This is a genomic window from Binatus sp. (SeqCode), assembly GCF_036522015.1.
In the GTDB taxonomy this organism is placed as follows: Bacteria; Desulfobacterota; Binatia; order Binatales; family Binataceae; genus Binatus.
This window is the reverse complement of record NZ_DATDGQ010000166.1, coordinates 1-26196: the sequence shown is the minus strand read 5'-3', so window position 1 is coordinate 26196 and position 26196 is coordinate 1. Positions and strand designations below refer to the sequence as shown.

Here is a 26196-nt window from a genome sequence, read left to right as displayed (position 1 = left end):
GGGTAACCCCTGCACCTTAGGATTAATCGCAAAATGGCGCGGACGCCATTTTGCTCTCAGGTTCCTTTTTTCTTGTGTCATTCTTGAGCGGAGCGAAGAATCCTGGCTCTCACCTCTCCCCTCGGGAGAGGTCGTGCGGCGACACTGTGTGTCGCGCACGGGTGAGGGCGATGGCATCGAGCTGAATGCGGGCGCCCTCACCTGCGACGGAGTCGCGTCCTCTCCCGAGGGGAGAGGTAATACAAGGAGAAAGAAAATGGCGGAGACTTTTGTTTTGGTGCATGGCGCCTGGCATGGGGCTTGGTGTTGGGCGGCGGTTATCAACCAGTTAGAGAAGCTTGGGGATAGGGCTTATGCCGTGGACTTGCCGGGGCATGGGATGAATCGGGCGGATCGATCGAAGGTTACACTGCAGAGCTATGTCGATAGCGTTGCGGAGTTTATCGAGCGGCACGATTTGAAGAAGGTCGTGCTCGCGGGGCATAGCCTGGGCGGGCTCACGATTCCCGGCGTCGCGGCGAAGATTCCGTCGCGGATAAAGCGCGTGGTATGGGTCACGGCGCTGGTAGCGCTCGATGGGCAGCCGATCGTGGATCCGGCGACGTCGCCGTTGGCGGCAGCAGCAGACTCAGCGCCGGAGCGATCGATTCCGATCGAGATGATGGGGAAGGAATTTCTCGATGGGCTCAGTAACGACATGGCCCCGGCGGTGAAGGAATACGTGCTGTCGGCGTTGGGGTTGCAGCCGATCGCGCCGCTGATGACGCCGGTGGCGATGGCGCCCTACTTCGCTACCGGAATTCCGAGCAGCTATATCGTTTGCGAGGACGATCAGACGCCGGTTGCTGGCGCACTGAACTGGCATCCGTATTTTTCAAGCAGGCTGAGGAATCCGACGCTCAAGTTCGTGAAGAGTGGGCACGAGGTGATGTTTACGCGTCCGGTGGAATGCGCGCGGGCGCTGCATGAGTTGGCGGTGGAGTAACGTCCAGCGACCTAACCCCTAACCCCTTCCCCAGGGGGAAGGGAAAAATCTAGATGGCGTGGCGCGCGAGGAGGCCGCGGGCGATTACCAGGGCCTGGATTTCGTTGGTGCCTTCGCCGATCATCATCAGGGGGGCGTCGCGATAGAATCTCTCGACCGGAAAGTCGGCCATGAAGCCGTAGCCGCCGAGGACGCGCATCGCATCGAGCGAGATTTTTGCGCAGGCTTCCGAGGCGAAGAGCTTGGCCATGCCGGCCTCGACGTCGCATCGTTCGCCAGCGTCTTTTTTGCGGGCGGCGTTGGCGACCAGCAGGCGCGCGGCTTCGACGCGCGTCGCCATGTCGGCGAGCAGCAGCTGGACTGCCTGATGCTGGCAGATGGGTTTGCCGAAGGCGGTGCGTTGTTGCGCGTAGCGGATCGCGGTTTCGAAGGCGGCCTGCCCTACTCCCACTGCGCGTGCGGCTACGTTGATGCGTCCGACCTCGAGCGCGCTCATCACTTGTTTGAAGCCGGAGCCTTCCGCACCGCCGATCAGATTTGTCGCGGGGACGGATAAGTCGTCGAAGAGGACTTCGCAGGTGTCGATGCCTTTGTAGCCGAGCTTGTCGAGATTGCGGCTGACGGTGGGGCCGCGGTCGGATTTCTCGACGGCGAACATGCTGATACCGGCGTAAGCGGGTTCGGCGTGAGGATTGGTCTTGGCGGCCACGGCGAGCATCGTGCCGTGGCGCGCGTTGGTGATGAACATCTTGGAGCCGGACAGGATGTAGTCGTCGCCGCGGCGGACGGCGGTGGTGCGAATCGACTGCACGTCGCTGCCGGCGTGCGGCTCGGTGAGGGCGAGGCCGCCGCGCTTGTCGCCGCGCGCCATCGCAGGCAGGAAGTATTTTTTCTGCGCGTCGGTACCGTGGTTGGCGATGACATAGGCCATGATGAGATGGCTGTTGATGACGCCGGCGAGGGACATCCAGCCGCGCGACAGTTCCTCCATCACGCGCGCGTAGGTCTGGAAGCTGAGGCCGAGGCCGCCGAAGTCGGCGGGGATGGTGGCGCCGAAGAGGCCGAGCTGGCGCATCGTCGCGACCATCGCATGCGGGTATTCGTCGCGATGCTCGAGGGCGGAGGCGTTGGGGATGACGTCGCGGTCGACGAAGCGGCGGACGGCGGTGACGATTTCGCGCTCGAGTGCTTCATCCATTGGTTTGGCTCCTGATTGTTGAGCTCGTTGTCATGGCTTCGTCAGGTTCTTTGAAGATTACGCATAAGCCCTTGTCTCGGCACAACGGCTGATGCTCTGGCGGCGGCATTGGAAAGGGAGCGCTGCGCGATTTTCGGAGACCGGAACCGGCTTCGCGTGCGCGAAGCTGTCCGAGGTCCTTCCTCCCCTCGCGTTGCTCAGGTCGTCAGGATGACAGAAGAAAGTGAGCTGGCGAGTATCGAGCTGGATGCTTGCGCCCTCACCCGCCGTTCGCGGACTCACGCCGACCTCTCCCGAGGGTAGAGGTAATGAGCGATCCGGCCGAATGGAAATCGGGTTGCATCGGGATGTAGGGTGGGGTATGTGTCAGATTGACGCAAAGTATCGGGACTATTGAGGAAAGATTGTGATGGAAGCTGTAGAGACGGCGATTGATGCTACTGCGCTGCGGGAGAAGTTGGCGGTGCTGGGGAATGAGAGTTATACGGCTGAGACTTGCGAGCGGTATGCCGGGATGATTGCGGAGATTCGCGAGCTTAAGAAAGCGCGGCGCGCGGTGATCCTGGCGCATAATTACCAGCGGCCGGAGATTTTCGAGGTTGCGGATTTTATCGGCGACTCGTTGGAGCTGGCGCGCAATGCGCGCGACGTGCGGGACGCGGACGTGATCGTGTTTTGCGGCGTGCATTTCATGGCGGAGACGGCGAAGGTGTTCAATCCTGAGCGCATGGTGCTGTTGCCCGATCTAAAAGCCGGGTGCTCGCTGGCGGATAGCGTGACGGCGGAGGCGTTGGCTGAGCGCAAGGAAGAGCTCCTCAAGATTTATCCGGATTTGAAAGTCGTGTCTTACGTCAATTGCACGGCGGATGTAAAAGCGTTGTCGGATGCGTGCTGCACGTCGGCGAATGCTGCCAAGATCGTCGAAAGGATCGACTCGCAGAATGTTTTGTTTGTGCCGGATCAGAATCTTGCGAATTACGTGCAGTCGCAGACGAAGAAGCGGGTAATTTCGTGGGACGGCAACTGCTATGTGCATCATCAGATAACTCCGGACGAGGTGAACAAGGTCAAGCGCGCGATTCCCGGGATCAAGGTGATTGCGCATCCGGAATGCCGGCGCGACGTTTTGGCGCTGGCGGATGCGGTGCTGTCCACCAGCGCGATGGTCGCATACGCGAAGAGCAGCGACGCGGATAAATTCCTGGTGGTGACGGAATGCGGGCTGTCGGATCGGCTGCTGATGGAGATACCCGACAAGCATTTTTACAAGGCGTGCAAGCTATGCCGGTTCATGAAGATGATCACGCTCGAGGGGACGCTCGATTCGTTGCGCCATCTGCGGTACGAAATCGAACTGACCGAAGACGTGCGGGTGGGCGCGAAACGGGCGCTCGAGCGCATGCTCGAGCTAAGCGTGTGAGCGCGAACGCACAGATGGCGGGCACGGCGGCCCGCCCCACTGAGGCGACCCGGTCCACTGGGGAAAAGCTGGCGCGGCCGATGGTCGCGGTCGATACGGTGCTGTTCGCGATCAACGACGGACGCCTGCAGACGTACCTGGTCGAGTTACGGCGCGGGCCGGGGCGCGGGCGGTGGGCGTTTCCGGGCGGGCTGGTACGAGTGGGCGAGCTGCTCGACGACGCGGCGCGGCGCGAGCTGCAAGATTCGACGGGATTGCGCGGCGCCTACCTCGAGCAGTTGTTCACGTTTGGCGATCCGTCGCGGGACCCGCGCGCGCACGTGGTGTCGGTCGCGTACATGGCGCTGATTCCCGATGCGCAGGCGGTCAGCGCGTCTTGCGAGAAATATGCGAACGGGAAGTGGTACGAAGTCACGCGCTTGCCGCAACTTGCATACGATCATTCGCTGATGGCGGCTTACGCCGTGAAGCGGCTGAAGTCGAAACTCGAGTACACCAACATCGCGTATGCGTTGTTGCCGCGGGAATTCACGTTCGCCGAGTTCGAGGAGCTGTACTCGCTAATCCTGGGGCGTCCGCTGGATCGGCGGAATTTTCGGCGCAGCATCCTGGCGATGGGGATGCTGAAACGGCTGCCGCATACGCGCCGCGGACCGCATCGGCCGGCCGCTCTATACAGTTTCGCGAATCAAAGCCTAAGGTTCATCGAGATGCTATAATTTCGGGCCGCAGGGAGAGTTATGTTCAAGGGCATCAACGGAATCGTCGCACTTGCCGTTGCCGTCATTTTGGTGGTGGCGATCGCTTCCGCGGCTTACATTTCGAACAGTTCGCAGCCGTCCGACAAGCAGATGGCCGCATCGGGCGATCCGGCGGCAAAATTGCGGATCACGCTGGATCCGGCGAATTTCCAGGGCCCGGTGCGCGAGGCGTACGAGGTAGCGGAGAAGGATCCTGCGCTGCTCGCGCAATTGCACTGCTACTGCGGATGCGACAAGACGGACGGGCACAAGAATCTGCTCGACTGTTTTCGCGATACGCACGGCAGCACCTGCGCGATCTGCTGCGGCGAGGCGCGCGATGCCGAGTCGATGGCGGGCCGGGGGATGGCGATCGAACAAATCCGCGACGCGCTGCGGGCGCGCTACTCGCACGGGGGCTGAGCTTGGTCGGACTGATCTCCGCGTACATCGAACATTTCACCTATCTTGGGTTGTTCGTGGTTCTGATGTTGTGCGGACTTGGATTGCCGATACCTGAAGACGTGGCGCTGCTGGCCGGCGGCTATTTGGTGCATCGCGGGGTCACGCGCTATCCGATCACGCTGGCGGTGTCGCTGTTCGGAGTGGTGGCGGGAGACAACTCGCTGTTTTTCATGGGACGGCGTTTCGGATCGGGATTGGTGCGTTACTTTTCAATCGGGCGGCCGGGCCGGAAGCATCAGATCGAGCGGATCCAGGGCTTCATGCAGCGCCATGGGCATCGCGCGATTTTTTACGCACGCTTCCTGGCGGGTCTGCGCGCGTTGGTCTATTTGTCGGCGGGATCGTTCGGCGTGCGGCCGAGCGTGTTCCTGTTCTACGATCTGCTGGGGGCGCTGATATCGGTGCCGATCGTGGTGACGCTCGGCTATGTATTCGGCAAGCAGCTCGAGATGCTGGTCAAATATATCGGCGGCTTCGAGCGGCTTATCCTGGTCGTCGCAGTTCTGAGCCTTGCGGTTTACGGGACGCGGATGCTGGTGCTGCGGAAGACTGTCGAGCCGGTACCGGCTGAAAAGAGCGGATTGCCCGAATAATTTGCGCGCCGCCCGCGCGCCGATATCGAAAATGGAATCATACTTTCCAGCGCTTAACCTCAAGGCGAAGCTGATCGTGCTGGTGGTCGGCCTGCTCGCGCTGACGCTGGGCGCGGAGGTGTGGGTGAGTCTCGGCACGCAGGCGGAAATCGTCGCGACGACGCAGGAGCGGGTCAAGGACCTGGCGCGTGTAATTCAAATAGGCGTGCAGGAGTTGACCGCGGTGCGCGACACCGACCGCGATCAGCTTCATCAATATGTCGACAACCTGCACACCCAAGGGCTCGAAGTGTCGATCGCGTCCAGCGAGAACCTGATCCTCAACAGCTCGAATCCACATCTGATCGGGGCAGCGCTGCGTCCGAAGCAGGCGGAATGGCTGACACCCGAGCAACTAAGGCATCCCGAAACGCTGCTGACTATTCCGCCCGGCAAGCTCGGCCTTGCGCCGGAGACAACGGTGTACCTGATTCCGGTCGAGGTCGAAGACCATCTGCTGGGTTACGTGCAGGTGGTGGCGAATTTCGGCGACTTCGCGAAGCCGCTGGAGGAGAGCCGGACGCGCGAGCTGATGATCGCGTTCGCGATTTTCGCGATCGGACTGGTGTTCGCGTACATCCTGGCCGACCGTTACGTGAAGCCGATCCATGCGGTGGCGAACGCGGCGCAGAATATTGCGGCGCGCGGCCTGGAGCCGGTGCCGGAGGCGCATCGACGCGACGAGATTGGGCTTTTGACGCGCAGCTTCAACGACATGGTCGGGCAGCTCAGACGGGCGCGCGAGCGGGAGCAGGAGCTGAACCGGTTGGAGCGGTTCACGGCGCTGGGGCAACTGGCGGGCGGCCTGGCGCATGAGATCAAGAACCCGTTGAACTTCATCAGCCTTGCGCTCGATCAGCTCCGCGCGCGCTATGCGCCGCAGCAGCCGAACGACCGCGAAGCGTTCCTGCGGCAGCTCGGAATCATGAAGGACGAGATGCATCGGCTATCGGAGATGGTGCAGAGCTTTCTGCATTACGGCAAGCCGATCGAGATTTTCCCGGCGCCAACCGACGTGCATCACCTGGTGGATGAAGTCGTCGCGCTGTCGGAATCGAAAATGAAGAGCCAGGGAATCGAGTTGATCGAGGAATGCAACGAGGCGGAGCCGATCCTCAAGGTGGACGCGGAGAAGCTGCGCACCTGTTTTATCAACGTGGTCGCCAACGCGATCCAGGCGATGCCGGAAGGCGGCACCATGAGAATCGGATTTCGGCGGATCGATGGCGACGGGTCGATGGTGATCAGTTTTTCGGACACCGGCGCGGGGATCGAAGCGGGAGTCGCGGGCCACGTGTTCGACCCGTTCTTCACCACCAAGCGCGACGGGATCGGGCTTGGGCTGTTTCTGTCGAAGGCGATCGTCGAGACGCACGGAGGCACAATCGACATCGGACCGAATCCGGACGGACACGGAACCACCTTGACTTTCACCTTTCCGCCGAGCGCGGTAGTAAACGGACACAATCATGACGCAGGCCTCAGTACTGGTCGTTGAAGACAACGACCTGGAACGACAGATAACCGCGGACACGCTGCGCGAAGAAGGCTTCGCGGTGGAAGAAGCGGCGGTCGGCAAGCGCGCGATCGAGCTGCTGGCGCTGTCGCGCTTCGACGTCGTGCTGACGGACCTGATGATGCCGGGGATGTCGGGCGAGGAGCTGCTCGCGAAAGTGCGCGGCGCGTATCCGGGCAGCCAGGTGGTGGTGCTGACGGCGCACGGATCGACGGACAGCGTCGTGCAGGCGATGAAGGCGGGTGCGTTCGACTACCTGGAGAAGCCGACGGATCGCGAGAAGCTGGTGACGCGGGTCGCGAAGGCGGCGGAGTTCGCGAATCTGCAGCAGGAAAATCAGCTGCTGAAACGGCGACTCGAGGGCACCTTCGAGATCGAGGGCATCATCGGGCAGGATCCCGCGATCCAGGAAGTGATCCGGCTGGTGCGGCGGGTCGCGCCGTCGAATTCGACGGTGCTGATCCAGGGCGAAAGCGGGACCGGCAAGGAGATCGTGGCCAAGGCGATCCATCGGTTGTCGCCGCGCGCGGGACGGCAGTTCGTCGCGATCAACTGCTCGGCGATTCCGGAGAACCTGATCGAAAACGAACTGTTCGGGCATGAGCGCGGCGCGTTCACGGGCGCCACCGAGCGCAAGATTGGACTGTTCGAGAGCGCGGACAAGTCCACGCTGTTTCTCGACGAGATCGCCGACCTGCCGCAGGGGATGCAGGCGAAGATTCTGCGCGTGCTGCAGGAGAAGGAGTTAAGGCGCGTCGGCGGCAATGATTCGTTTCGGATCGACGTGCGGCTGGTGGCGGCGAGCAATCGCAATATCGTCGAGGAAGTCGGCGAGGGGCGGTTCCGCGAGGACTTGTACTACCGAATCAACGTGGTGACGGTGACGCTGCCGCCGCTGCGCGACCGGCGCGGCGATATCCCGCTGCTGGCGAATCACGCGCTCGCCAAGTTCGGGCATCTGGCGGAAGGCCGCGTGAAAGAGATTGGACGCGAGGCGATGGAGGTAGTGCTCGACTACTCGTGGCCGGGCAACGTGCGGCAACTCGAGTCGGCGATCGAGCGGGCGATCCTGCTGTGCGAAGGCGACACGGTAACGCCGCGCGACTTGCCGCAGGAAGTTCTCTCGCGCAAGACGCCGGGGCGCAGCGGAGAGCGCCAGCGCGGCGAAAAATACGAGATTCCGAGCGAGGGCTTCAATTTCGAGACGTTCGAGCGCGACGCGATTCTGCAAGCGCTCGAGCGCAACGACTGGGTGATCGCGAAGGCAGCGAAGATGCTCGCGATGAGTTATCGGACGCTGCAATATCGGATCGACAAGTTCGGGTTGAAGCGCGGGGAGCAGCCGAAGGCGGCGCCGCCGGAGGTCAAGTAGGAGGGAAGAGGCCACTTTATTAAATGTGAAACCCGCGGTGGGTTTCACGCTTCCTTCGGCAGGGCTGAGCCCTGCACCCAGTGATAAGAAATCGCAAAATGGCGAGGACGCCCTTTTGCTCTGAGGTTCTTGGGGGATAGGGCTGCGGGAATTTACCTCTCCTTCGGGAGAGGTCGTGCGGCGACACTTGTGTCGCGCGCACGGGTGAGGGCGCTCGCATTCAGCTCGATGCCAGCGCCCTCACCCGCGCCGGAGGCGCGTCCTCTCCCGAAGGGAGAGGTAAATCAGGATCAGTCTGTCGCCCAACCAGTCGGTAGGTAAATCCAGCATTCGATTTTGCGGGCGTCGGTGGCGACTACCTCGATTCGTTCGCGGGTGTAGAGCGTCGGCACTTCTTCGTATTCGTCGAGTATCGTCAAATCGCGCGCCGTCAGGCCTTCGAGGATGGCGCCTTCGGTGATGGCGTCGGCTTGTTTCGCGACGAAGTAGAAGCGCTTGCGGCCGCGCGCGTACTTGGGGAGGCGGGCGGGGCTCGCGTTTATCGAACGGCCCAGCAGCATCACGCGCTTGGCGGAATTCAGCAGCGAGCCATAGACGAAGAGGAGCTGGTCGTCGTTCATGTGGTCGAATCCCGGTCCTTCGATTACGCAGATTACGCAGATTTACCCTGGATGGCGATTGTGGAACCGGCGCCAAGCATTGTAAATTCGTCCGCAACAAAGTGAGCGAGCGTCAGGCGCCACGGTCGATTGTTTGGGATGTCTCCGGTATGTTAACGCGAGATGAGGCTTGAGTTATCGATGATCACCATGCGAACTTTTCTCGCGAGCGCGGCAGTTGGGCTGCTCGCAATGTCGGTTGTCGGCTGCTCGACGGTCAAGACCGGGACGTTGAGTCCCGGAATGACACCGGATCAAACGGTGCAGTCGATGGGCGAGCCCGACCTGAAGGACAACATCGCGGATCCCAACCACAGCGGTGCGAGCGTGCTGCGTTACGTCTGGCTCGAGCCGGGCAAGGCGGCGATCTTCGGATCCGACGAGCGGCTGGCGAGCGTGCAGGATGTCGAGACCAACACCAAGCTGAAGGTCGAGCAGCAAGCGCATGAGGAGGCCGTAGCGTCAGGGCCGCCGCAGAAGTTCGATCCGATTGAGACACCGCTGGACTACCTGTTCTATCCGGTGAAAGCGGGCGTCGTTTATTTTGGCGCGGGTCTAAGTTGCGCAACTGGCGCTGTCTGCGAGAAGCCAAATCTTCCTCCGCCGTCATCTGGTTAGTCCGATTGTCGGGGCGCGCTGGAAAGAGGCGAAGCTGCCATTTTGCGCGGGCCTTTCGCGGATCGTCGAAATAACGCAGACAGGAAACTTTGTCGTTCTCCGCTAACTCATAGTGCCTCAATCAGAGTCTAATTGTTGCGGCCAACCGCGACTACCTGCTCAGTTTTTTAGCTTTTGGTTCGCGGTGTGCTGTCGGTGTGGACTTTATGTTCATAAGTGTGAGACTGTTGGTGTCTGCGTTGACACCTGAACGAACGCTCAGGCGTATGAATAGTAGCCGAAGAGATCTGAAATCCAGGCACGAAGGGCCGCGCCCCGGAATTATGGCGCATGAAACAGGCTGCAACGGGAACCGCGGAAATTGTGCGGGCTCGATTTTGGCACCTTACTACCGATCGGCCAGAGACTGCGCCATCTGACCGGTAATATCCACGACCTAAAACTGCGATGGGCACGGGTGGCGGAATACGACCTATGAAAAAAGAAACGCTTGGTCAGGTCCTCAAACAGCGGCGCGGGGCTTACGCCTATACTCAACGCGAACTTGCAAAGAAACTTGGCGTCAAGGCCAGCCACGTCGCATATCTCGAAAACGGACGGCGGCGGCCTTCCCTGTCGCTACTGTCGCGGATTGCGGAGACGCTCGAGCTCGACAAGCGGCGGCTGTTCCTGCTGGCGCATCCGGAGGCGCAGTGGATCGTCGGTGAGCGTCGCGAGGCGTCGCCCACCCAGCGGCGCGAAGATTCGTGGCGCAGGTTTGCCGGAGATCGCGGGACGCTGGCGCGTCACAAGGTCACGGAGCAGGAACTCAGGGTGCTGAAGAACGTGAACATGCTCGGCCGAGTGTCGAGGCCGAATCAGTACCTGTTTATCCTGAACGCGATTCGCCAGGCGGTTGACGAAGAGTAGTCGCGCCCGCGTTTCAGATTCTCAAGTGCCCTTGGCCGGCGGCACGCCTACACCCTTGAGGAACTCGCCGCGGGCGGCCATCGGATCGCGCGCGACTGCGTCGTTGTAGGCGGTCATTATCGTTCGCGCGTCCTGCGAGCACATCAGTTGCGTCATCTCCATCCGCTCGACGTAGAGGCCGGATTCGAGATCGCGATCGGCGCCGAGGTAAACCGCGCGCTTGATCGCAGCGACGGCCCGCGGCGGGCGGCTGGCAAGGGTGCGCGCCCATTCCATTGCAAAGGGCATCAGCTTGTCGGGCGCGAGCACGCGGTTTACCATTCCCATCTTCTCGGCGTCGCGAGGACTGTAGACGTTGCCGAACATCAGCACCTCGAGCGCCCTGCCCCGCCCGATCAGCCGCGGCAAACGCTGGGTACCTCCGCCGCCGGGCAAGATTCCGAACACCGCTTCGGGCAGTCCTATTTGGTAAGGGCCGTCGGCCGCAAGACGAAAGTCGCACGCCAGCGCTAGTTCGTAGCCACCGCCCATGCAGTCGCCGTTAATCGCCGCGATGACCGCCTTGGGCATCAACATGACCCGGTCGAGCATGCGATGAAACCCGGCCGACGCGGCGGGAAAGGTCTGCGCGCAGGCCGCGGGATCTTCCGCCATCGCGGCCAGTTCGTCGACGCTGTAGTGGGTGATGAATTTTCCGTCGACGCCGCCGGTGAGAACAATCGCGCGGGTGTTGGCATCGTTTTCGGCGCGTCCCAGGAGCTCGAGCAACTCCTGCGACATGGGCGCGGTCATATAGTTCATGGGCGGGTTGCTGATGGTCCAGACTTGAACGTGTTCGTGCTGCTCGACGGCAAAATGTTTCATGGTTTTTCTCCCTGGATCGTTGAGGAGTAGCACGCGATGGTTTAGGCTCATATGTCAGAAGTGCATTTTCGATGAAGATCGACATCGACCTCAAGTCCGGATTTCTGCAGAACCTCAAGCGCGAAGTGCTCGACTCGCTCAACACTGAAGAACGCGCGATCATCGAGGTTTCCACCGGCGAGATGGGCAACAAGCCCGACGCGGTGAAGCTTGGATGGCTCAAGATGCGGACCAAGGAGGCCTGGACCAAGCAGCGCTACACCAAGGCGCTCGGGCGCACGATGGAAAAGCTGCGCGAGGCGGTGGCGCTGGCTGAGAAGGATAAAGGCGACTAGCCGTCCGCGTCATGGCTCGATTCGCGCGACCCGGCGCTTGCCCACCTCGAGCACCTTGTGCTCCCCCGGAACGAAGCGAAAATTCACGTCGGTTATGGTGCGGCCGTCCACCCGCACCGCGCCCTGGCTCACCAGGCGGCGCGCCTCGCTGGTCGAGGGCGTGAACTGCAGCTGCTTCATCAGCTCGCAAATCCACAGGTCCTCGGCGATTCGATAGACCTGCGCGCTGGCGGGAACTTCGCGGCGCTGATGCTTGCTCTCGAAGTATTCCTCGGCGCGAGTTGCGGCGGGCGCGCCGTGGTATTCGGTGACCAAGGTGCGGGCGAGGCGCTTCTTCGCTTCCATCGGATGCATCGCGCCTGACTTCACCGCCGCGAGCTCTTCGGGCGTCGCGACCGTCAGCAACTCGTAGTATCGAACCATCAGCTTGTCGGGCACCGACATCAGCTTGCCGTACATATCCTCGGGCTGGTCGGTCAGGCCGACGTAGTTGCCGAGCGACTTGGACATTTTGCGCAGGCCGTCGAGACCTTCGAGCAGCGGCATCGTCATCACGGCCTGCGGATCCTGTCCGAAATGGCGCTGCAGGTCGCGGCCGACCAGCATGTTGAATTTTTGATCGGTGCCGCCAATCTCGAGATCCGCTTTCAGCGCAACCGAATCGTAAGCCTGGATGACGGGATACAGCAGCTCGTGGAGGAACAGCGGCTCCTGGGCAGCGAGACGCTTTTCGAAGTCGTCGCGCTCAAGCAGGCGGGCGACGCTCAAGGTCGCCGCAATCTTGATCAGCTCGGCCACGTTCACGCCATTCATCCATTCGCTGTTGAAGCGGACTTCGGTGAGCTCGCGATCGAGAATCTTGAACGCCTGCTCGCGATAGGTCTGGGCGTTGCGCTCGATCTCGTCGCGCGACAAGGGCTTGCGCGTCTCGGAGCGTCCAGTGGGATCGCCGATCATCGCGGTGAAATCGCCGATCAGGAAAATAACGGTGTGGCCGGCATCCTGAAAGTCGCGCAGCTTCTTGAGCGTCAGGCTGTGACCGAGATGCAAGTCGGGTGCGGTGGGGTCCATGCCGAGTTTGATCCTGAGCGGCCGGCCGAGCGCAATTTTTGCCGCGAGCTCGGCCGGCGAAATAACTTCAGCGGCGCCGCGGGCAAGTGCCGCAGCCTGTTCCTTCGCCTGATTTTCGTTCGCGGTCCGCTTAGCCAATTCCGTTCGCCCGAGTTGCAGTGGTTCTCAAGCGTACAGGAATTTTGACGGCGCGGAATAGCCCGCCGCAGATTCGCGGCTCGCCCCGGCGAGCTATCCCCGTTCGGCGGCGCGATCGCCCTGCAGCAGCGCGCGCTTGCCAACGGGCATCATCCCGCGGCGTTCGCGCACGCTTTTCACTTGACGGCCGGGGATCATGCCAAGTTCGCGCAGTCCTCGTCGTACAACGCCGAGTGCGTGCTCGTGGATCAAGCCAACCTCGCGCAGGCGAAACTCGTGCTGCGGGAACTCGATCTTGCCAGCCTGACGCGCATGCGAGAAGGTTCGCCGATGCACGCCGAAGCAGGTGGGACCGTAGAGCTCGCTGAGCAGCCACAACGAGATTTCGTCGAGACCTCGCATGCACCATCCGATGCATTGGTAGTCGTCGATCGCGGTGGTGGCGGCGGTGCAGGCATCGGCGGGCAGCTCGTCCGCCACCAGGCGCCTGGTCCGCCCGCTGTGGAGCAGCTCGCGCAGACGGAAATAAAAGCGCAGCGCTTCCTCCGCTCTCCTGAAGCGGGTTTTGGTTTCGTTAAACATGGGTTGCCCCTACCCCTCGAATGTAGATTTATGAGGGCGCACGCCGCGTATGCATTGACGAGAGCTCCAATGTTCCATGCTCTAGCGCGGCTCCCGCGGATTTGTCAACAGAATGATTATATTTCGACACAAACTGTTACTAGCGGGAGAGTCGCTCAATGTACTCTAGCCGCGCTGATTGTGACGATTCATCGCGGCTTCGAGTCCAAGCGCCGCGATCGTTTCGACCGCGAGGGCGGCGCGATCGAGGAGCGGCGTCAGAACCTGGCGTTCGGCGGCGGTCATCGGGCGCAGCAGGTAATCTTTATTTTCCTCGGTCTTCGGCCGGCGGCCGGGCTCCATCTCGATTTCTTCGTTAAATCCCGGCGGCCGGCCGATACCGATTCTTACGCGGATGAAATTCGTCGTTCCGAGAGATTCCGCGATTGAGCGCACGCCGCGATTGCCGGCGTCACCGCCGCCTTGCTTGATCCTGATGCGGCCGGCTTCGAGGTCGAGCTCGTCATGCACCACGATCAAGCGATCCGAGGTAATTTTAAAATATCCGAGGAGATCGGAAACGCACTCACCGCTTAGATTGTAAAACGTCTGTGGTTTGACCAGGAGCACCGGCTTTTCGGCCAGCGTGATTTCGGCGGTGACGCCTTTGAATCTGCGCCGGCTCAGCTCGACGCCTTTGGTTTTCGCGATTCGGTCGATTGTCATGAAGCCGGAGTTGTGGCGCGAGCGCGAGTATTGCTCGCCGGGGTTTCCGAGGCCGGCCACCACCCATTGAATCGATGAATGCGAGTCGGAGTCGGATTTCCTGGCGCGCGATGAACGGAAGCCGCCGAACAGACGCTTGATCGCCGCCATCGAGTTCAGCCGGCTCGCGCGCGAACGCGGCGTTTCGACTTCGATGGAGTTGCGCGGAGCAACGGCTCGAGCGCCCTGAACAACGCATTCATCTCGGCCGGAGTTCCGATCGAGATCCTGAGCGCATCCTGCAGCATCGGCGTCGCGAAGTGCCGGACCAGGATTCCGGCGCGGCGCAAGCCGCGCGTGACGGGCGCCATGTCGCGCCCCGGTATCCGCGCGAGAACGAAATTGGCCTGCGAGGGCGGGACCTCGAAGCCAAGCTTGCGCAGACGCGCCTCAGTACGAGCGCGGGTTCGTATCACAGTAGCGACATTGCGGCGCATCCACGCAGCGTCGCGCAGCGCTTCGGCTCCGACAGCCAGCGCAATCCTGCTCAGGTTGTACGAATCCTTGACCTTCATAAGCGCGTCGATCACCGTCGGATGCGCAAAGCAGAGGCCCAGCCTCATCCCGGCCAGCGAATAAGACTTCGACAGCGTTCGCAGAACGATAACGTTGCGATGCCGCCGGACGAGGCCTAGTGCGTTCTCATCGGCGAAGTCGACGTAGGCCTCGTCGATCACCAGCAATCTGCCGTCGAGGCGTTTAGCCAGCACGGCCAGTTTACGCGCCGGAGTCAGGATGCCCGACGGCGAATTGGGACTGCAGACGATCGTGAGATTGGCGCGCGCGTCGGCGAGCGCGTCGAGCGGCAAGGTGAAGCCGCCGCTTATCGGGAAGTGAAGGATTCGCGCCTCCTGCACGAGCGCCAGGGTGTCGTAGAGCGAATAGGTCGGGACCGGATACGCGACGGTGTCGCCTTCACCGAGCGTCGCCCGAAATACCATCGCGAGTAATTCGTCGGAGCCGTTGCCGGCGAGGATCATGCTTTGCGGAATCGAGTAGAGTTTCGCGGCGCTCGCGACGAATTCGTCGGCGCGCGGCGCTGGATAGAGTCGAAGCGCAGACCCGGCCATCACTTTCGCAACCGCGCGCCGGACCCGCGGCGACGGCGGATATGGATTTTCGTTGGTATTGAGTTTGATCAGGCGCTGGCCGGGACGCGGCTGTTCGCCGGGCCGATAGGCTGCCATGTTTTTGATCGATTCGCGAAACATGGATGAATTATGAATCGAGCGGCAGCTTGATTCGAGTACCGGTGCGCGATGAACGATAGCAAGCATCGATCGCTTCGACCGCGCGCAGTCCGTCGATGCCGTCGGGCGAAGGTTGCGCGCGTCCTTGAATCGCGGCGATGAAGTTTTCGGCGAGCGCTCGAGACGGCGCGAGCAGGTCGCGAGGATCGAAGCGACTCATCACGTCCTCGCGCGAGAAGCCTGGCGCCGGTGTGCCGTCGGATTTAAGAATCGAGATGTCGTTGCGGGGGTAACCGGCCATCACCCTGCCCTCGCTACCGTAAATCTCGATCGCCGACAGCGGCGGCAGGCTGCTCCAGCTCGCCTCGACGACGCCGAGCGCGCCCGACTTGAAATGCAGAATCATCGCGCCGGTGTCGTCGACTTCGATTTGTTTGGCTAGAGTTCCGACCTGTCCCGAGACGGAGTCGAGCTCGCCGATGAACCAGATGGCGAGATCGGCGACGTGGACGCCCAGATCGAGCATCGCGCCACCGCCGGCTTCGGAAGCCGTCGTGAACCAATTCTGTCCCGGCGCCCACAAGTGAGGTCCGCCGTGCGAGAGCCGCGCGCGAATGAAATTCGGCTTGCCGATTGCGCCGCTGGTGAGGGCCTCCTTGATCGCGCGCTCGATTCCGCCGAAGCGCCGCTGCATCGCAACCATCAGCACGCGACCGGCTTTGGCGGCCGCATCGACCATCTTACGCGCATCGGCGGCGGTTGGAGCCATCGGCTTCTCGACGAGCACGTGCGCGCCCGCGTTGAGGGCCTTGAGCGTAAATTCGCAGTGCAAATTATTTGGTGTGAAGATTCCGACTGCATCGGGACGCTCGCGCGACAGCATTTCGTCGAAATCGGAGTAGACCTTTGGCCCGATAGCGAGAGTTCGCGCAATGCGTTCGGCCTTGGCGGCGGTGCGGGTTTGGATCGCGACGATTTGTGCTTCTGCGACGCCCGCGAGCGCAGGAACGTGCGCGCGTTCGGCAATCGCCCCAGCGCCAGCAATCGCAATCCTGATCATCGGCGGTGACCGCGCGGCGGGCCGGTCGAGTCCAGCATCCACTGGATGTACGGAGGCGAGCCGCGATCCGCGTTCAACGCGAGGACTTCGGGCACTTCGTAGGTATGCAGCTGGCGAACGCGCGTCTCGACCTTCATGTAGAGCAGCGCGCGCGTCTTGATGATCAGGAGATACTCGCGATCGTCTTTGACGTCGTCGCGCCATCGATAGATCGAGCGAACCGGCCCGACGATGTTGACGCATGCCGCCAGCCGTTCGGCGACGAGAGTGCGCGCGATCTCGACCGCCTGCTCTTCGCTTTCGGTGGTCACGAAGATCACGCGCATCTTGTGAGGAGTTCGTGCGGGCATCTCAGGTCTTGGCCTCGCGCGCCAGGCGTTGGCGCAATTCCGCGGGAGTGCATCGATATTTGAAGGCCTTGCGATCGTTCACAAACAGAACGGGGACTTCGGTTCCGAAGCGGGCCTCAAGTCCGGGATCGCCGTCGATCTCGATGCGCTGAATGTGCGCGTCGAATTTCGGCAGTTCGGCCGCAATCACCGCTTCCATCTCGTGGCACAGCTCGCAGTCGTTTCGGGTGTAGAGAATCAGCTCGATCACCGGGGTACTCTAGCGATCGTGCGGGAGGACTCCAAGCCGCATGAGGACGGACTCGGTCGCGGGACACGGCGACGAGCCGTTGCGCCGGCGAGATCGCGCCGCCAGTCGCAGGTGAGCGGCCAGCAGCATCACGTCGGGCCAGCGATCTACATCGTACCACGCCGGGCCGAGCGCGTACGGAAGGCCGGCTCGCTCGAGACGCGAGATGGTTGAAGCGAAGACGTTGCGGCTACCCCATCGGATTGAGGTGAAAATCGGGGGCATCGCGCCGCGCACGCCGACTGCGTAGTAGCCGCCGTCGAGGCTGGGCGCGATCACGACCCGATTGCGGCGAAGTGCATGAAGGCTGGCGTCGAGCAGCGCGGCCGGGAGCGAAGGTGTGTCGGTGCCGATTAAGAGCGCGCCGTTGGATGAAAACGGTTCGAGTGCGCGCGCCATCCGGCGTCCGAGCGAGCCGTTTCCTTGATCAATCAGTTCGGCGCCAGATTGCCGGGCCAGACGCCGGAAATATTTGCTGCGCTCGGCTCCGCCAGGTGCGCTCGCGGCGATGACGATGCGGGAGGGACGGAGCGAGACCGCCTTGGCGAGCGCGTCGCGAATGAACGCGTCGGACAAGGCGGCTGTGGCGGCGGGGGTCAGGGCGCCAATCAGCCTGGTCTTTGATCGATGCTCGATGGGCTCGCGGCAAAATACGATTAGCGCTGGCCGCGACTTCGTCACTTTTTCACTTTTTCACTTTTTCACTTTTCACTGGCTCACTTGATCGTGTTGGGGCGAATTATGTTTATCGGCATCCCGAGCGTTTTTATGATGAAGTTCGCCACCGACGTAATCGGTTTTGGCAGGATCGATGGATCGCTTACCGGACCTTTGACATGGAAGTACGCGGCGACCAGTTTGCCGGTGCCAGCGCCAATGCGTTCGCCGATCAGCGGAATGTGGTTCAAGACCCAATCGACGGTGTCGAACGGAAACATGCCGACCTCCATATCGAGAGTGCCAGCGCCGAACTGAATGCTGCCGCTCGCCGTAATGTCCATCACGGGGCCCTTCAGTGCGAAGTTGTCGGTGTAGAAGAGACCGCCGCTGCCCTTGAAGTCGGTGAAGAGCGTTTTGAACGGGACACCGGCGACGCGTGGGTCCGGAATTTGCGCGCTGAGCCAATTCTTGATGTCGATAAAACTGAGTAGGCGCGAAAGAAGGGTAAACTTGTTGAGGGTTCCGTCGCGGACCGTGACGGTCAAGTCGCCGGCGAGCGTCTCGAAGAAATTGGTGTCGGTGTTGGCCCACAAATCGGTGGCGAGAAAGAGATGGCCCAGCAACGGCGATTGCTTGTTCTTGCCGCTCAGCATGAACAGCGGTGCGGGATCCATGTCGGTGGCGCTGCCCATGATGTGGATCCAGTTGTCTGGCGCGCGGCCGACGATCTCGAGCTTCATCTGTCCGCGATAGGCGGTGGCACTCATGTTGTAAACGCGCCAATCGCCGGCGGGATCGCGGGTGAAATCGGTCTTGAGGTCGGTCATCTGAAAGGCGGCAAGGTTTCCGGCGCGCGCTTCGATGTGCCCGCTGCATGGAATCGGAAAATTGATCGGCGGTGTGGCGGGCGACCACGGCATCCGCACAAACTTCATCACCTCGAGATCGAGTTTCTGCACGGTGGCGTCGATACGAATCGAGGGATGAGTGTAGTCGGCGACGGAGACGCGGAAATCGATGGCCTGGTTCTCGAGCTTGGAGCCCGGCATCGCGAGGATGACCTGCTTGCGATGCATCGTAAGCGTCGAGCCCTGGACGACGATCGGCGAACGCAGGAAATTGAATTTCACATTGCCATTGGCCAGCGTCAGTTTGCCTTCGGGGGTCAAGCCGCCGGGAGCGCTGGGATTGCCGTTGACAACGACCTTGCCGCCAATCGGTCCGGTGACGCTGAAGTCGGACGGATCGACGAGGAGGGTCAACCACAACTGCGACGGGAAGTCGTGAAGGCCCAGCGTCAGATCGTGCACAGCGACGCCCTGGTTCGTGAAATTCACGGTGCCGTCGAGGGTCGCATTGCCGCCCGTCGCGGCCACCATCACATTGTCGAATTTGATCGACGCCGGATCGATAACGACGGCGCCGCGCGAAACCTTGAGGGGGCCGGGCGAACCCTTGATGGTGAGAACGGCGCCGATGGCTTCAGCGCGGACCTGGTAGTCTTTGGGCGGAACGAGGGTCTTGACGCTCAACTTGCCGGATGCGGTTGAGACTATTTCGACGTGGCCACTCAAGCGCTGGAGGCGATCGCGTTCGCGCAGTTGATAAACGTCGAGGAACCGGGCGATGGCCGGGTAGAGTTCGTCGAGGTCGGCGCTGACGCTGAGGTTGGTCTTGTAGTCGGCGCCCTCGACTCCTTTGCCGATGTTGGCGCTGGCGGCCAGGTCGTGGACCGCGGAGTTGCCGAATTTCGCGGTACCCTGCGAGATCGTGAGCAAGCCCTTGGAGAAACGAAGCTGGGCGCTCAGATTTGTGACCGGCGGCAGTTTCGTCTCGACGGGAATCGTGAAGCCGACATTCTCGACGGTGCCGCTCACCACGAGGTTTTTGCGAATCGTGTCGAGCGGCGCGGTCTTGATCTCGTCAAGTGCGGCGCTCAGCGTCGCCTCGCCAACCGTGACCTTGCCGGGTCCGAGCCGACGAAGCATATCGGTAAAATCCGCGGGCAGACGGCGCACGGACAGCAGCCGCTGCTTGACCTCGGCGGCGTCAAAACGAAAGCCGCGCAGGCGGATTCCGAGCAGCGGCTTGTCGCTGTTGGGGCCGACCAGCTCGGTTTCTCCGGAGAGCACCGCGGTGTTGATGCGGCGCAAAACGATCTTCGTGATCTCATATTTGCCGTCGGTTATTTCGAAAGCGGCGTGCAGGGAATATTCGCCCAGATCTTCCGGAGCCGGCAGCTGTGCGCTTTTGAGCATCAGCTTCTCCGCGCCAGCTTCCGCATCACCGCTCACAGAGCCATCGTCATGCAACGAGAACTTGATCGTGTTGTCGATCGTGCCGACCAGCGAGAAGCCCTCGACCTCGATTCCTTGCAGCGGTACGTCCCAGGTCCACAGCTCGCCATGCGCAAATTCTCCCGGCCGTGAATTACTGCCGATGCCCAGACTGAACTTGCCGCTCATTCGCGCGCCGGGGACGGGCGAGCTAAGCAGCGCGCCGCTGAAGCCGAGCAGCCAGCGGAAAGGATTGTGGCGGGTGCGGTATGCGACGATTCCAACGCGGTTGGCGACATCGCCGCCGTCGGCATAGCGCAGGGTGGCGTCGATCGCCTCGACCCGCCAACAAATTCGCGACAGCGCGTGCAATGCCTGCTGGAGCGCGTCGATGGTTGGGGTCCCGGGGCGCGGAATCGAGAGTGCGGCCGGGTTGCCGGAGGTTACCGGAAGCGTGATTTCGGGACTGATCGCGGTCAACCGATATAGCGGGAGGCCGGTGCCGGTGAATAGGGAGTGGTACGAGACGATCGCGCGGAGCGACTTCAGCTTGACGATTTCATGTCCGTTGGCGATGACCTGCGGCTGGTCGAGAACGACAATCAGGTGAGTGCCGAGATGCACCGAGCTGGCGCGCGGGATGATGTCGACGCCGGTGCGGTTGCGGACCGAAGCCAGCACGTAAACGACGATGCGGGACTGGTTGAAAAGAATCAGCGCGGCGGAACCGCCGAGCAGGACTATCAGGATGAGCGCTGAAATCGCGGCGATTCGGAACAGTCTCATGATTGCCGCGACGCCATCGCGACGTCCGACGCTGCGCCCTCCGCCTGGATCACGAAACGATCAGTTGCTCTCGGCCATCTCCGACGGCGGCGCGTCGAGGTATCCCGCACGATGCTTGTTCCTGAGCCCGGTCTTGAGGACGCGGTTGCGCAGCCGCACCGACTTGGGCGTAACTTCGACCAGCTCTTCCTCGTCGATCCATTCGAGCGCCGCGTCGAGCGTCGGGATGCGGGCGGGTGAAAGTCGAATCGCTTCGTCGTGGCCTGACGCGCGCATATTGCTGAGCTTTTTTTCACGGCACACGTTGACCGGCAAGTTTATCTCACGAGCATACTCGCCGACGATCATCCCTTCGTAAACCGGCTCGCCGGGTCCGACGAAGAATATACCGCGTTCCTGCAAATGGAAGATGGCGTAAGGGGTGCTGACGCCCTCGCGATCGGAAATCATCGCCCCGTTGGCGCGCGAGCGAATCGTGCCCGACCACGGCGCGTAGCCGTTGAACAGGGTATTCATCAGGCCGTTGCCGCGGGTGCTTTCGAGAAAGCGTCCGCGAAAGCCGATCAGGCCGCGCGCGGGAATGTCGTACTCCAGGCGCACGCGGCTGCTGGCGTGGGTGACCATCGTGCGCATCTTGGCTTTGCGCGTCGAGAGCATCTGCGTGACGATGCCGATGCATTCGGACGGGATGTCGATGACCAGCATCTCCATCGGCTCGAGGACCTGGCCGTCGGCCTGCTTGGTGATGACGGTGGGCTTGGAGACCTGCATCTCGTAGCCTTCGCGGCGCATCGTTTCGACGATCACGGCGAGCTGCAATTCGCCGCGGCCCATCACGCGCCACGCTTCAGGCGAGAGTTGCTCGACGCGAGTGCTGACGTTGCGGCGCGCCTCGAATTCGATTCGTTCGCCGAGTTTGCGCGAGGTGACGAACTCGCCTTCGCGGCCAGCCCACGGCGCATTGTTGACCGAGAAGGTCATCGCGACGGTCGGCTCGTCGATCCGAATCGGCGGCAGCGGGCGCGGGTTTTCGAGGTCGGCGATCGTTTCGCCAATCGCCACGTCCTCGACGCCGGCGACGATCACAATTTCGCCCGCGCTGGCGGTGTTGCGCTCGACGCGGGTCAGGCCCTGCCATCCGTAGATGTGAGCGACCTTGCAGACGACGGTCTTGCCGTCACGCCGACACAGCGAATAATTCTGCGACGCGGTCATCGAGCCGGCGATGATTCTGCCGACCGCGAGGCGGCCGACGTAGTCGTCGTAGTCGATGTTATTAACCTGGAATTGCAGCGTGGCGTCGGGATCGACCTCGGGGCCGGGCAGATGGGCGACGATCGCGTCGAACAGCGGGATCAGATTGTCGCTCGGGACGTCGAGCTTGAGCGACGCGGTGCCGGCGCGAGCCTGGGTGTAGAGCACCGGGAAATCGAGCTGGCTTTCGTTGGCGCCGAGGTCGATGAACAGATCGTAAACCTCGTCGAGCACCTCGGGCGCACGCGCGTCGGCTCGATCTATCTTGTTGATGCATAGAATCGCGGGCAGGTTCCACTCGAGCGCCTTCTTGAGCACAAAGCGCGTTTGCGGCAGCGGACCTTCGCAAGCGTCGACCAGCAGCAATACGCCGTCGACCATCGAGAGCGTGCGCTCGACCTCGCCGCCGAAATCCGAGTGACCGGGAGTATCGACGATGTTGATGCGCGTCTCACCCCACAGGATCGAGGTGTTCTTGGCCATGATCGTGATGCCGCGCTCGCGCTCGAGCGCGTTGGAATCCATGACGCGATCGATGACGTGCTCGTTGGCGCGGAACACGCCCGACTGCCGCAGCATCGCGTCGACCAGGGTGGTTTTGCCGTGATCGACGTGGGCGACGATCGCTAAATTTCTTATGTCTGGGCGTCTCATTGTGTGATGAATGCTAAAACGCGGCCGAGCCTCCTCAGGTTCGCCCGCGCGAAATCTATTGTAGCTGTCGATTGAAGCAGAGTAAACGCAGGTGCGCGAACAGTCGGCGAAACATTCCCGTAACGCAGCAGCTAAGGTTCGCTGAACGGCAGAAAATTCGTGCCGGAGAAATATTGAATGATAGCGCGCACCCCCTAATCCTGATGGCGCTGATCTGGGTGCCTTGGCGCGTCCTGTGTCTAATCGAAGGACCTTGACCGGCTCATGACGAACTCGGCTGACCTTGGTAAGATTCGAGCAAGGTTCCTTTCCGGTAAATGATCAGGGGCGTCGAATTTTGACAAACGTTGAAGGGAACACGGAGTAATATGGCCGACGAAAAAGACCGTCTTGGTGACAAACTCCATCAGGTCGAGAGGGGGCGGGAGAATCAATGGGCCAGCCAAAGCGATGCTGAGTTGCTGGAAAAGCTGCGGCGCAAGTACGTGAAGCCGGTACATTGTCCGCAATGTGGAAAAACGCTCGACGCGCGGGTCGCGATTGGCGTTGGCGGAATGGCCTGTCCCGACCATCACGGCGCGTGGGGTGACGAGGAAGCGCTGATGCAACTGGCGGCGCGACTGGCGAACGCGGCCGCTATTCATCACGAGTCGTTGGGCGAAAAGGTTGCCGTCGAGCTCGGGGCGCTGGTCGAAGAGATGCGCCATCGGCATCCCAAGGAGATCGATTGCCCGGATTGCGGTGCCCGGCTCGCCGCCAAAGCCGCCATCACTCCCGGCTCGGGCGGATTGGCCGGAATGGCTTGTCCGCAGCGCCACGGCGCATGGATCGATCAGGACATGCTGGCGGAAATCCGCAAACGCCTGGCTGCCGCCGCTGGTACGCGCAGCGAAGGCACCGGCGAACCGCGCAAGTAACGCGCCTGCGGCCCTTTTTGTTATCTTGAGCCGTTAGCGCGAATCGGCCGCTCCATCGGCTCAGACTCCTGCTTTAGGAGCGCTCGAACCCCTCCGACAGCATTTCGGAATGGCTGATTCCCGAGATGTTTCTGTTCGAGGACGGGCGAAACATTCTCGTAACGCCGGCCTACGGAGATGGCATGCCCATGGGCTGGTTGCGTTGGAGTTTTTGGAGCAGCTGCTCGACGTCTTCGATCTCGGTGACGCGCCAATAGCCGTCGTCGCCGCGCGCCAGGTGGATTCGCCACCGCTGTCCCTTGTTGTCGGTGAAATCGGTGGCTGCGGTGTCGCCGTTCCGATGCAGCACTACGATCGCGCCCGCCACCGCCGCGCCGGGCATCTGCACCTCGCGCGCACCGTCATCGACTTTCTTCACTGCCCAGGCCTGCGCCACCTGCGCCATCGGCTTGGAGAGCATGTCAATCGCCGCGTTACCAAGCATCGCGCTCAGCGGATCGGTGCCCTGCTTCTGCACCATCTCGTGGCCAGCCTTCTTCACGACGCTTTCAAAATCGACGTACTTGGCGGCTTGGTTGCCGTCGCGCGCATCGATCGACTGCTTGAGGCGGAGCACCGCCCAGGTCGGAGAGTTCGGCAGGTAAAAGACCGCCCATCCGGCGACGGCGGCAAGAATGAGGATCGCTGTGAAATGGCGCAGTACGAAACGCATTGCGTCTATACTGCCCGATCAGCGCGGTGAAAGCAGACTGGCGGCGGCCTTGTCGAGCAGCCAGATGATCTCGCCGTCGCGGGGCGCGACGATCTGCGCGGGAAATTTGTCGGGGTCGCGCGGACCTTCGAGCACGTCCTTCACCGCCGCCGCCTTGCCCTGCCCCGACACCAGGAACATCACGCGCTGCGCGTTGTTGATCACCGGCGGCGTGAAGCTCAGACGCCTGGGCGGTTCGGCCGCGACCTCGACCGCAACTACCATGCGCTGCGTTTCGTGAATCGCGGGATCGCCCGGGAACAACGACGCGGTGTGGCGATTGTCGCCAAGCCCGAGCATCACGAGATCGAAACGCGGAAATTCACCGTCGCCAAGGCCGAATTGTTTGCGCAGTTCATCTTCGTAGGCAGCCGCGGCCTTCGCCGGTGGGTCCTCGCCGCGCATCCGATGCACCTGTTCGGGCCGGAGCGCGAGCTTGCTGAGCATCGTGCGATTCGCCATCGCGTAATTGCTCTCGGCGTTGTCGGGCGGGACGCATCGCTCGTCGCCCCAGTAAAATTGCACTTCCTTCCAGTCGACGCTCAGGTGGAAGCGCGTCGCGAGCAGATCGTAGGTGGCGGCGGGGGTCGAGCCGCCCGAGAGACAGAACGTAAACTCGCCGTGGGTGCAGATCGACTCGCCGGCAATGTGCGCAGTTTCTTCGGCGGCGCGAACGTAGAGTTCGTGCGCGTCGTTGAGGATGATCAGTTTCGGTTCAGACATAGATTACCTGGCAATGGCCGCGACGATTTCCTGGCGCAGCGCTTCGATCGCGCCGATCGGATCGTGCCCGGCCAGATGCACGCGAATCACGCGCCGGCCGTGCCGTTCGAGCGACTGGAAATCGCCGAGGTACTGCGCCTGGTTCAGCTGCGCGAAATCGTAGGACGCACCCGGGATGGGAATCGAGTCGCGATGCTCCTGGGTGATTTGCAGGAACAGGCCCGTGTTCGGACCGCCCTTGTGCAACTGCCCCGTCGAATGCAAGCAGCGCGGGCCGTAGCCAAACGTCGTCGCGATGCCGTAGCGGTCGATGATGGCCTTGCGAATCGTCGCGAGTTCCTTAACCACGGTCGGATTGGGCGAAACGTACGCCATCGCGGCGAAGTAATCGCCGGGCCTGGCAAGGTTCACGAACGCGCCGACAATTTCGCGAAAGTCGTGCTTGCCTTTTAACGCGTCGCCGGCAGTGCCGGCGGAAAAAAGCGCGAGCTTGCCTTTCTCGGCGAGCGGCGACGGCGCCGGAAATGTTTTGCTGCGTGCGAACTCGGCGAGGATGCGGCCGGTGTTGTCCTTGCTTTCCTGAACGCCCGGCTGCGTGAACGGATCGACGCCAATCACGGCGGCGGCGGTCACCGACGCGATCTCCCAGCGCATGAATTCCTCACCGAGATCGATTTTATCCGACAAGGTGATCTGCACGGTCGGAATTCCGGCCTTCTTGATCGTCTCGAACGCCGCATCCTGCGCACGATCGGCGCCGTTGCCCAGCTTGAGGTAAACGAACACGCGGTCCCTGGCGTAGGACTTCGCGTCAACCGCCGGCTCGTCGCAAACCGGGACGATAGCGATGCCGTTTTTGCCGGTGCTCTCGGCGATCAACTGCTCGACCCACAGCCCGAACGCGCCGATGGCGGGCGAAACGATGAAGGTGAGTTTGTCGCGGCCCGCCTTCTTGAGTGCTCCCAGAGCCGCTCCCAGGCTGACCCCCAGATTTTCTTCGACGCGTACGCATCCCGCGGAGCTGTGCGTCATTCGAAT

Annotated in this window: 26 protein-coding genes and 1 pseudogene; 11 read left to right on the top strand and 16 right to left on the bottom strand. The window is 61.9% G+C overall.

Translation table 11 applies throughout. From position 1 onward, the window contains the following. Positions 1-256 precede the first annotated feature (256 nt). Positions 257-985 carry an alpha/beta fold hydrolase gene (locus VIW95_RS06895; RefSeq protein ID WP_331584730.1) on the top strand — a complete coding sequence of 243 codons (729 nt, stop codon included), beginning with the start codon at positions 257-259 and terminating at the stop codon, positions 983-985. A 49-nt stretch (positions 986-1034) separates the two neighbouring features. Here the strand turns inward: VIW95_RS06895 and VIW95_RS06890 are convergent, their stop codons facing one another. Next, positions 1035-2183 (bottom strand): acyl-CoA dehydrogenase family protein, encoded by a 1149-nt coding sequence (locus VIW95_RS06890; protein ID WP_331584728.1) that lies wholly within the window; start codon positions 2181-2183, stop codon positions 1035-1037. 409 nt (positions 2184-2592) lie between these two features. Here VIW95_RS06890 and nadA point away from each other — a divergent pair, with 409 nt between their 5' ends. The 6 genes from nadA to VIW95_RS06860 are packed head-to-tail and all read left to right on the top strand — an operon-like array spanning position 2593 to position 8328. Beyond that, the gene (gene nadA / locus VIW95_RS06885; RefSeq protein WP_331584726.1) at positions 2593-3603 is read left to right on the top strand and encodes a quinolinate synthase NadA; all 1011 of its coding nucleotides are present in this window, start codon (positions 2593-2595) and stop codon (positions 3601-3603) included. Then, the gene (locus tag VIW95_RS06880; RefSeq protein WP_331584724.1) at positions 3600-4322 is read left to right on the top strand and encodes an NUDIX hydrolase; all 723 of its coding nucleotides are present in this window, start codon (positions 3600-3602) and stop codon (positions 4320-4322) included. The genes nadA and VIW95_RS06880 overlap by 4 nt, the downstream gene beginning before the upstream one ends. A 21-nt stretch (positions 4323-4343) precedes the next feature. Next, entirely contained in the window at positions 4344-4766 is a 423-nt protein-coding gene (locus tag VIW95_RS06875) for a CYCXC family (seleno)protein (RefSeq protein WP_331584722.1), read from the top strand. Between the two features lie 2 nt (positions 4767-4768). Further along, entirely contained in the window at positions 4769-5401 is a 633-nt protein-coding gene (locus VIW95_RS06870; RefSeq protein WP_331584720.1) for a DedA family protein, read from the top strand. Positions 5402-5432: 31 nt separating this feature from the next. Then, positions 5433-6938, top strand: coding sequence for a sensor histidine kinase (locus tag VIW95_RS06865; protein ID WP_331584718.1), 1506 nt, complete (start codon positions 5433-5435; stop codon positions 6936-6938). Then, positions 6910-8328, top strand: coding sequence for a sigma-54 dependent transcriptional regulator (locus VIW95_RS06860; protein ID WP_331584716.1), 1419 nt, complete (start codon positions 6910-6912; stop codon positions 8326-8328). Before VIW95_RS06865 ends, VIW95_RS06860 begins: the two co-directional genes overlap by 29 nt. 290 nt (positions 8329-8618) lie before the next feature. Here the strand turns inward: VIW95_RS06860 and VIW95_RS06855 are convergent, their stop codons facing one another. After that, positions 8619-8948: a gamma-glutamylcyclotransferase family protein gene (locus VIW95_RS06855; protein WP_331584714.1), complete on the bottom strand. Its 330-nt coding sequence runs from the start codon at positions 8946-8948 to the stop codon at positions 8619-8621. 189 nt (positions 8949-9137) lie between these two features. On the opposite strand from VIW95_RS06855, the gene VIW95_RS06850 reads away from it, so the two are divergent. Together VIW95_RS06850 and VIW95_RS06845 are read left to right on the top strand one after the other, a co-directional pair. Further along, on the top strand, positions 9138-9605 hold the full coding sequence (locus tag VIW95_RS06850) for a hypothetical protein (protein ID WP_331584711.1): 468 nt from the start codon (positions 9138-9140) through the stop codon (positions 9603-9605). A 474-nt stretch (positions 9606-10079) separates the two neighbouring features. Beyond that, positions 10080-10514: a helix-turn-helix transcriptional regulator gene (locus tag VIW95_RS06845; protein WP_331584709.1), complete on the top strand. Its 435-nt coding sequence runs from the start codon at positions 10080-10082 to the stop codon at positions 10512-10514. Positions 10515-10535: 21 nt separating this feature from the next. On the opposite strand, the gene VIW95_RS06840 is transcribed toward VIW95_RS06845, so the two are convergent. Next, positions 10536-11378 carry an enoyl-CoA hydratase/isomerase family protein gene (locus tag VIW95_RS06840; protein WP_331584707.1) on the bottom strand — a complete coding sequence of 281 codons (843 nt, stop codon included), beginning with the start codon at positions 11376-11378 and terminating at the stop codon, positions 10536-10538. A gap of 71 nt (positions 11379-11449) precedes the next feature. On the opposite strand from VIW95_RS06840, the gene VIW95_RS06835 reads away from it, so the two are divergent. After that, positions 11450-11713 (top strand): hypothetical protein, encoded by a 264-nt coding sequence (locus VIW95_RS06835; RefSeq protein ID WP_331584705.1) that lies wholly within the window; start codon positions 11450-11452, stop codon positions 11711-11713. Positions 11714-11722: 9 nt separating this feature from the next. Here VIW95_RS06835 and tyrS read toward each other — a convergent pair whose 3' ends face one another. The 10 genes from tyrS to typA form a co-directional block, all read right to left on the bottom strand. Next, positions 11723-12922: a tyrosine--tRNA ligase gene (tyrS, locus tag VIW95_RS06830; RefSeq protein ID WP_331584703.1), complete on the bottom strand. Its 1200-nt coding sequence runs from the start codon at positions 12920-12922 to the stop codon at positions 11723-11725. Between the two features lie 93 nt (positions 12923-13015). After that, positions 13016-13504, bottom strand: coding sequence for a hypothetical protein (locus VIW95_RS06825; RefSeq protein ID WP_331584701.1), 489 nt, complete (start codon positions 13502-13504; stop codon positions 13016-13018). A gap of 165 nt (positions 13505-13669) precedes the next feature. Next, complete coding sequence (gene pth, locus VIW95_RS06820) at positions 13670-14359, bottom strand: aminoacyl-tRNA hydrolase (protein WP_331584699.1); 690 nt, start codon at positions 14357-14359, stop codon at positions 13670-13672. 5 nt (positions 14360-14364) lie between these two features. After that, positions 14365-15459 (bottom strand): histidinol-phosphate transaminase, encoded by a 1095-nt coding sequence (gene hisC / locus VIW95_RS06815; RefSeq protein WP_331584697.1) that lies wholly within the window; start codon positions 15457-15459, stop codon positions 14365-14367. Between the two features lie 7 nt (positions 15460-15466). After that, positions 15467-16540 (bottom strand): Gfo/Idh/MocA family oxidoreductase, encoded by a 1074-nt coding sequence (locus VIW95_RS06810; protein WP_331584695.1) that lies wholly within the window; start codon positions 16538-16540, stop codon positions 15467-15469. After that, positions 16495-16848: a divalent-cation tolerance protein CutA gene (gene cutA, locus VIW95_RS06805; RefSeq protein ID WP_331584693.1), complete on the bottom strand. Its 354-nt coding sequence runs from the start codon at positions 16846-16848 to the stop codon at positions 16495-16497. Before cutA ends, VIW95_RS06810 begins: the two co-directional genes overlap by 46 nt. 1 nt (position 16849) lies before the next feature. Beyond that, positions 16850-17098 carry a glutaredoxin family protein gene (locus tag VIW95_RS06800; RefSeq protein ID WP_331584691.1) on the bottom strand — a complete coding sequence of 83 codons (249 nt, stop codon included), beginning with the start codon at positions 17096-17098 and terminating at the stop codon, positions 16850-16852. Positions 17099-17107: 9 nt separating this feature from the next. After that, positions 17108-17818, bottom strand: coding sequence for a TIGR04282 family arsenosugar biosynthesis glycosyltransferase (locus tag VIW95_RS06795; protein WP_331584689.1), 711 nt, complete (start codon positions 17816-17818; stop codon positions 17108-17110). A 35-nt stretch (positions 17819-17853) separates the two neighbouring features. Next, positions 17854-20859: an AsmA-like C-terminal domain-containing protein gene (locus VIW95_RS06790; RefSeq protein WP_331584687.1), complete on the bottom strand. Its 3006-nt coding sequence runs from the start codon at positions 20857-20859 to the stop codon at positions 17854-17856. A gap of 60 nt (positions 20860-20919) precedes the next feature. Continuing rightward, a complete protein-coding gene (typA, locus tag VIW95_RS06785) occupies positions 20920-22767 on the bottom strand; it encodes a translational GTPase TypA (RefSeq protein ID WP_331584685.1) in 1848 nt (615 codons plus the stop codon). 368 nt (positions 22768-23135) lie between these two features. Between typA and VIW95_RS06780 the strand changes: the two genes are divergently transcribed. Beyond that, positions 23136-23684 carry a hypothetical protein gene (locus VIW95_RS06780; RefSeq protein ID WP_331584684.1) on the top strand — a complete coding sequence of 183 codons (549 nt, stop codon included), beginning with the start codon at positions 23136-23138 and terminating at the stop codon, positions 23682-23684. 169 nt (positions 23685-23853) lie between these two features. Here VIW95_RS06780 and VIW95_RS06775 read toward each other — a convergent pair whose 3' ends face one another. The 3 genes and pseudogenes from VIW95_RS06775 to VIW95_RS06765 form a co-directional block, all read right to left on the bottom strand. Then, complete coding sequence (locus tag VIW95_RS06775; RefSeq protein WP_331584682.1) at positions 23854-24396, bottom strand: DUF2939 domain-containing protein; 543 nt, start codon at positions 24394-24396, stop codon at positions 23854-23856. Between the two features lie 18 nt (positions 24397-24414). Next, entirely contained in the window at positions 24415-25158 is a 744-nt protein-coding gene (pgl, locus tag VIW95_RS06770; protein WP_331584680.1) for a 6-phosphogluconolactonase, read from the bottom strand. A 3-nt stretch (positions 25159-25161) separates the two neighbouring features. After that, positions 25162-26196, bottom strand: a pseudogene (locus VIW95_RS06765) (hypothetical protein); the annotation flags it as partial.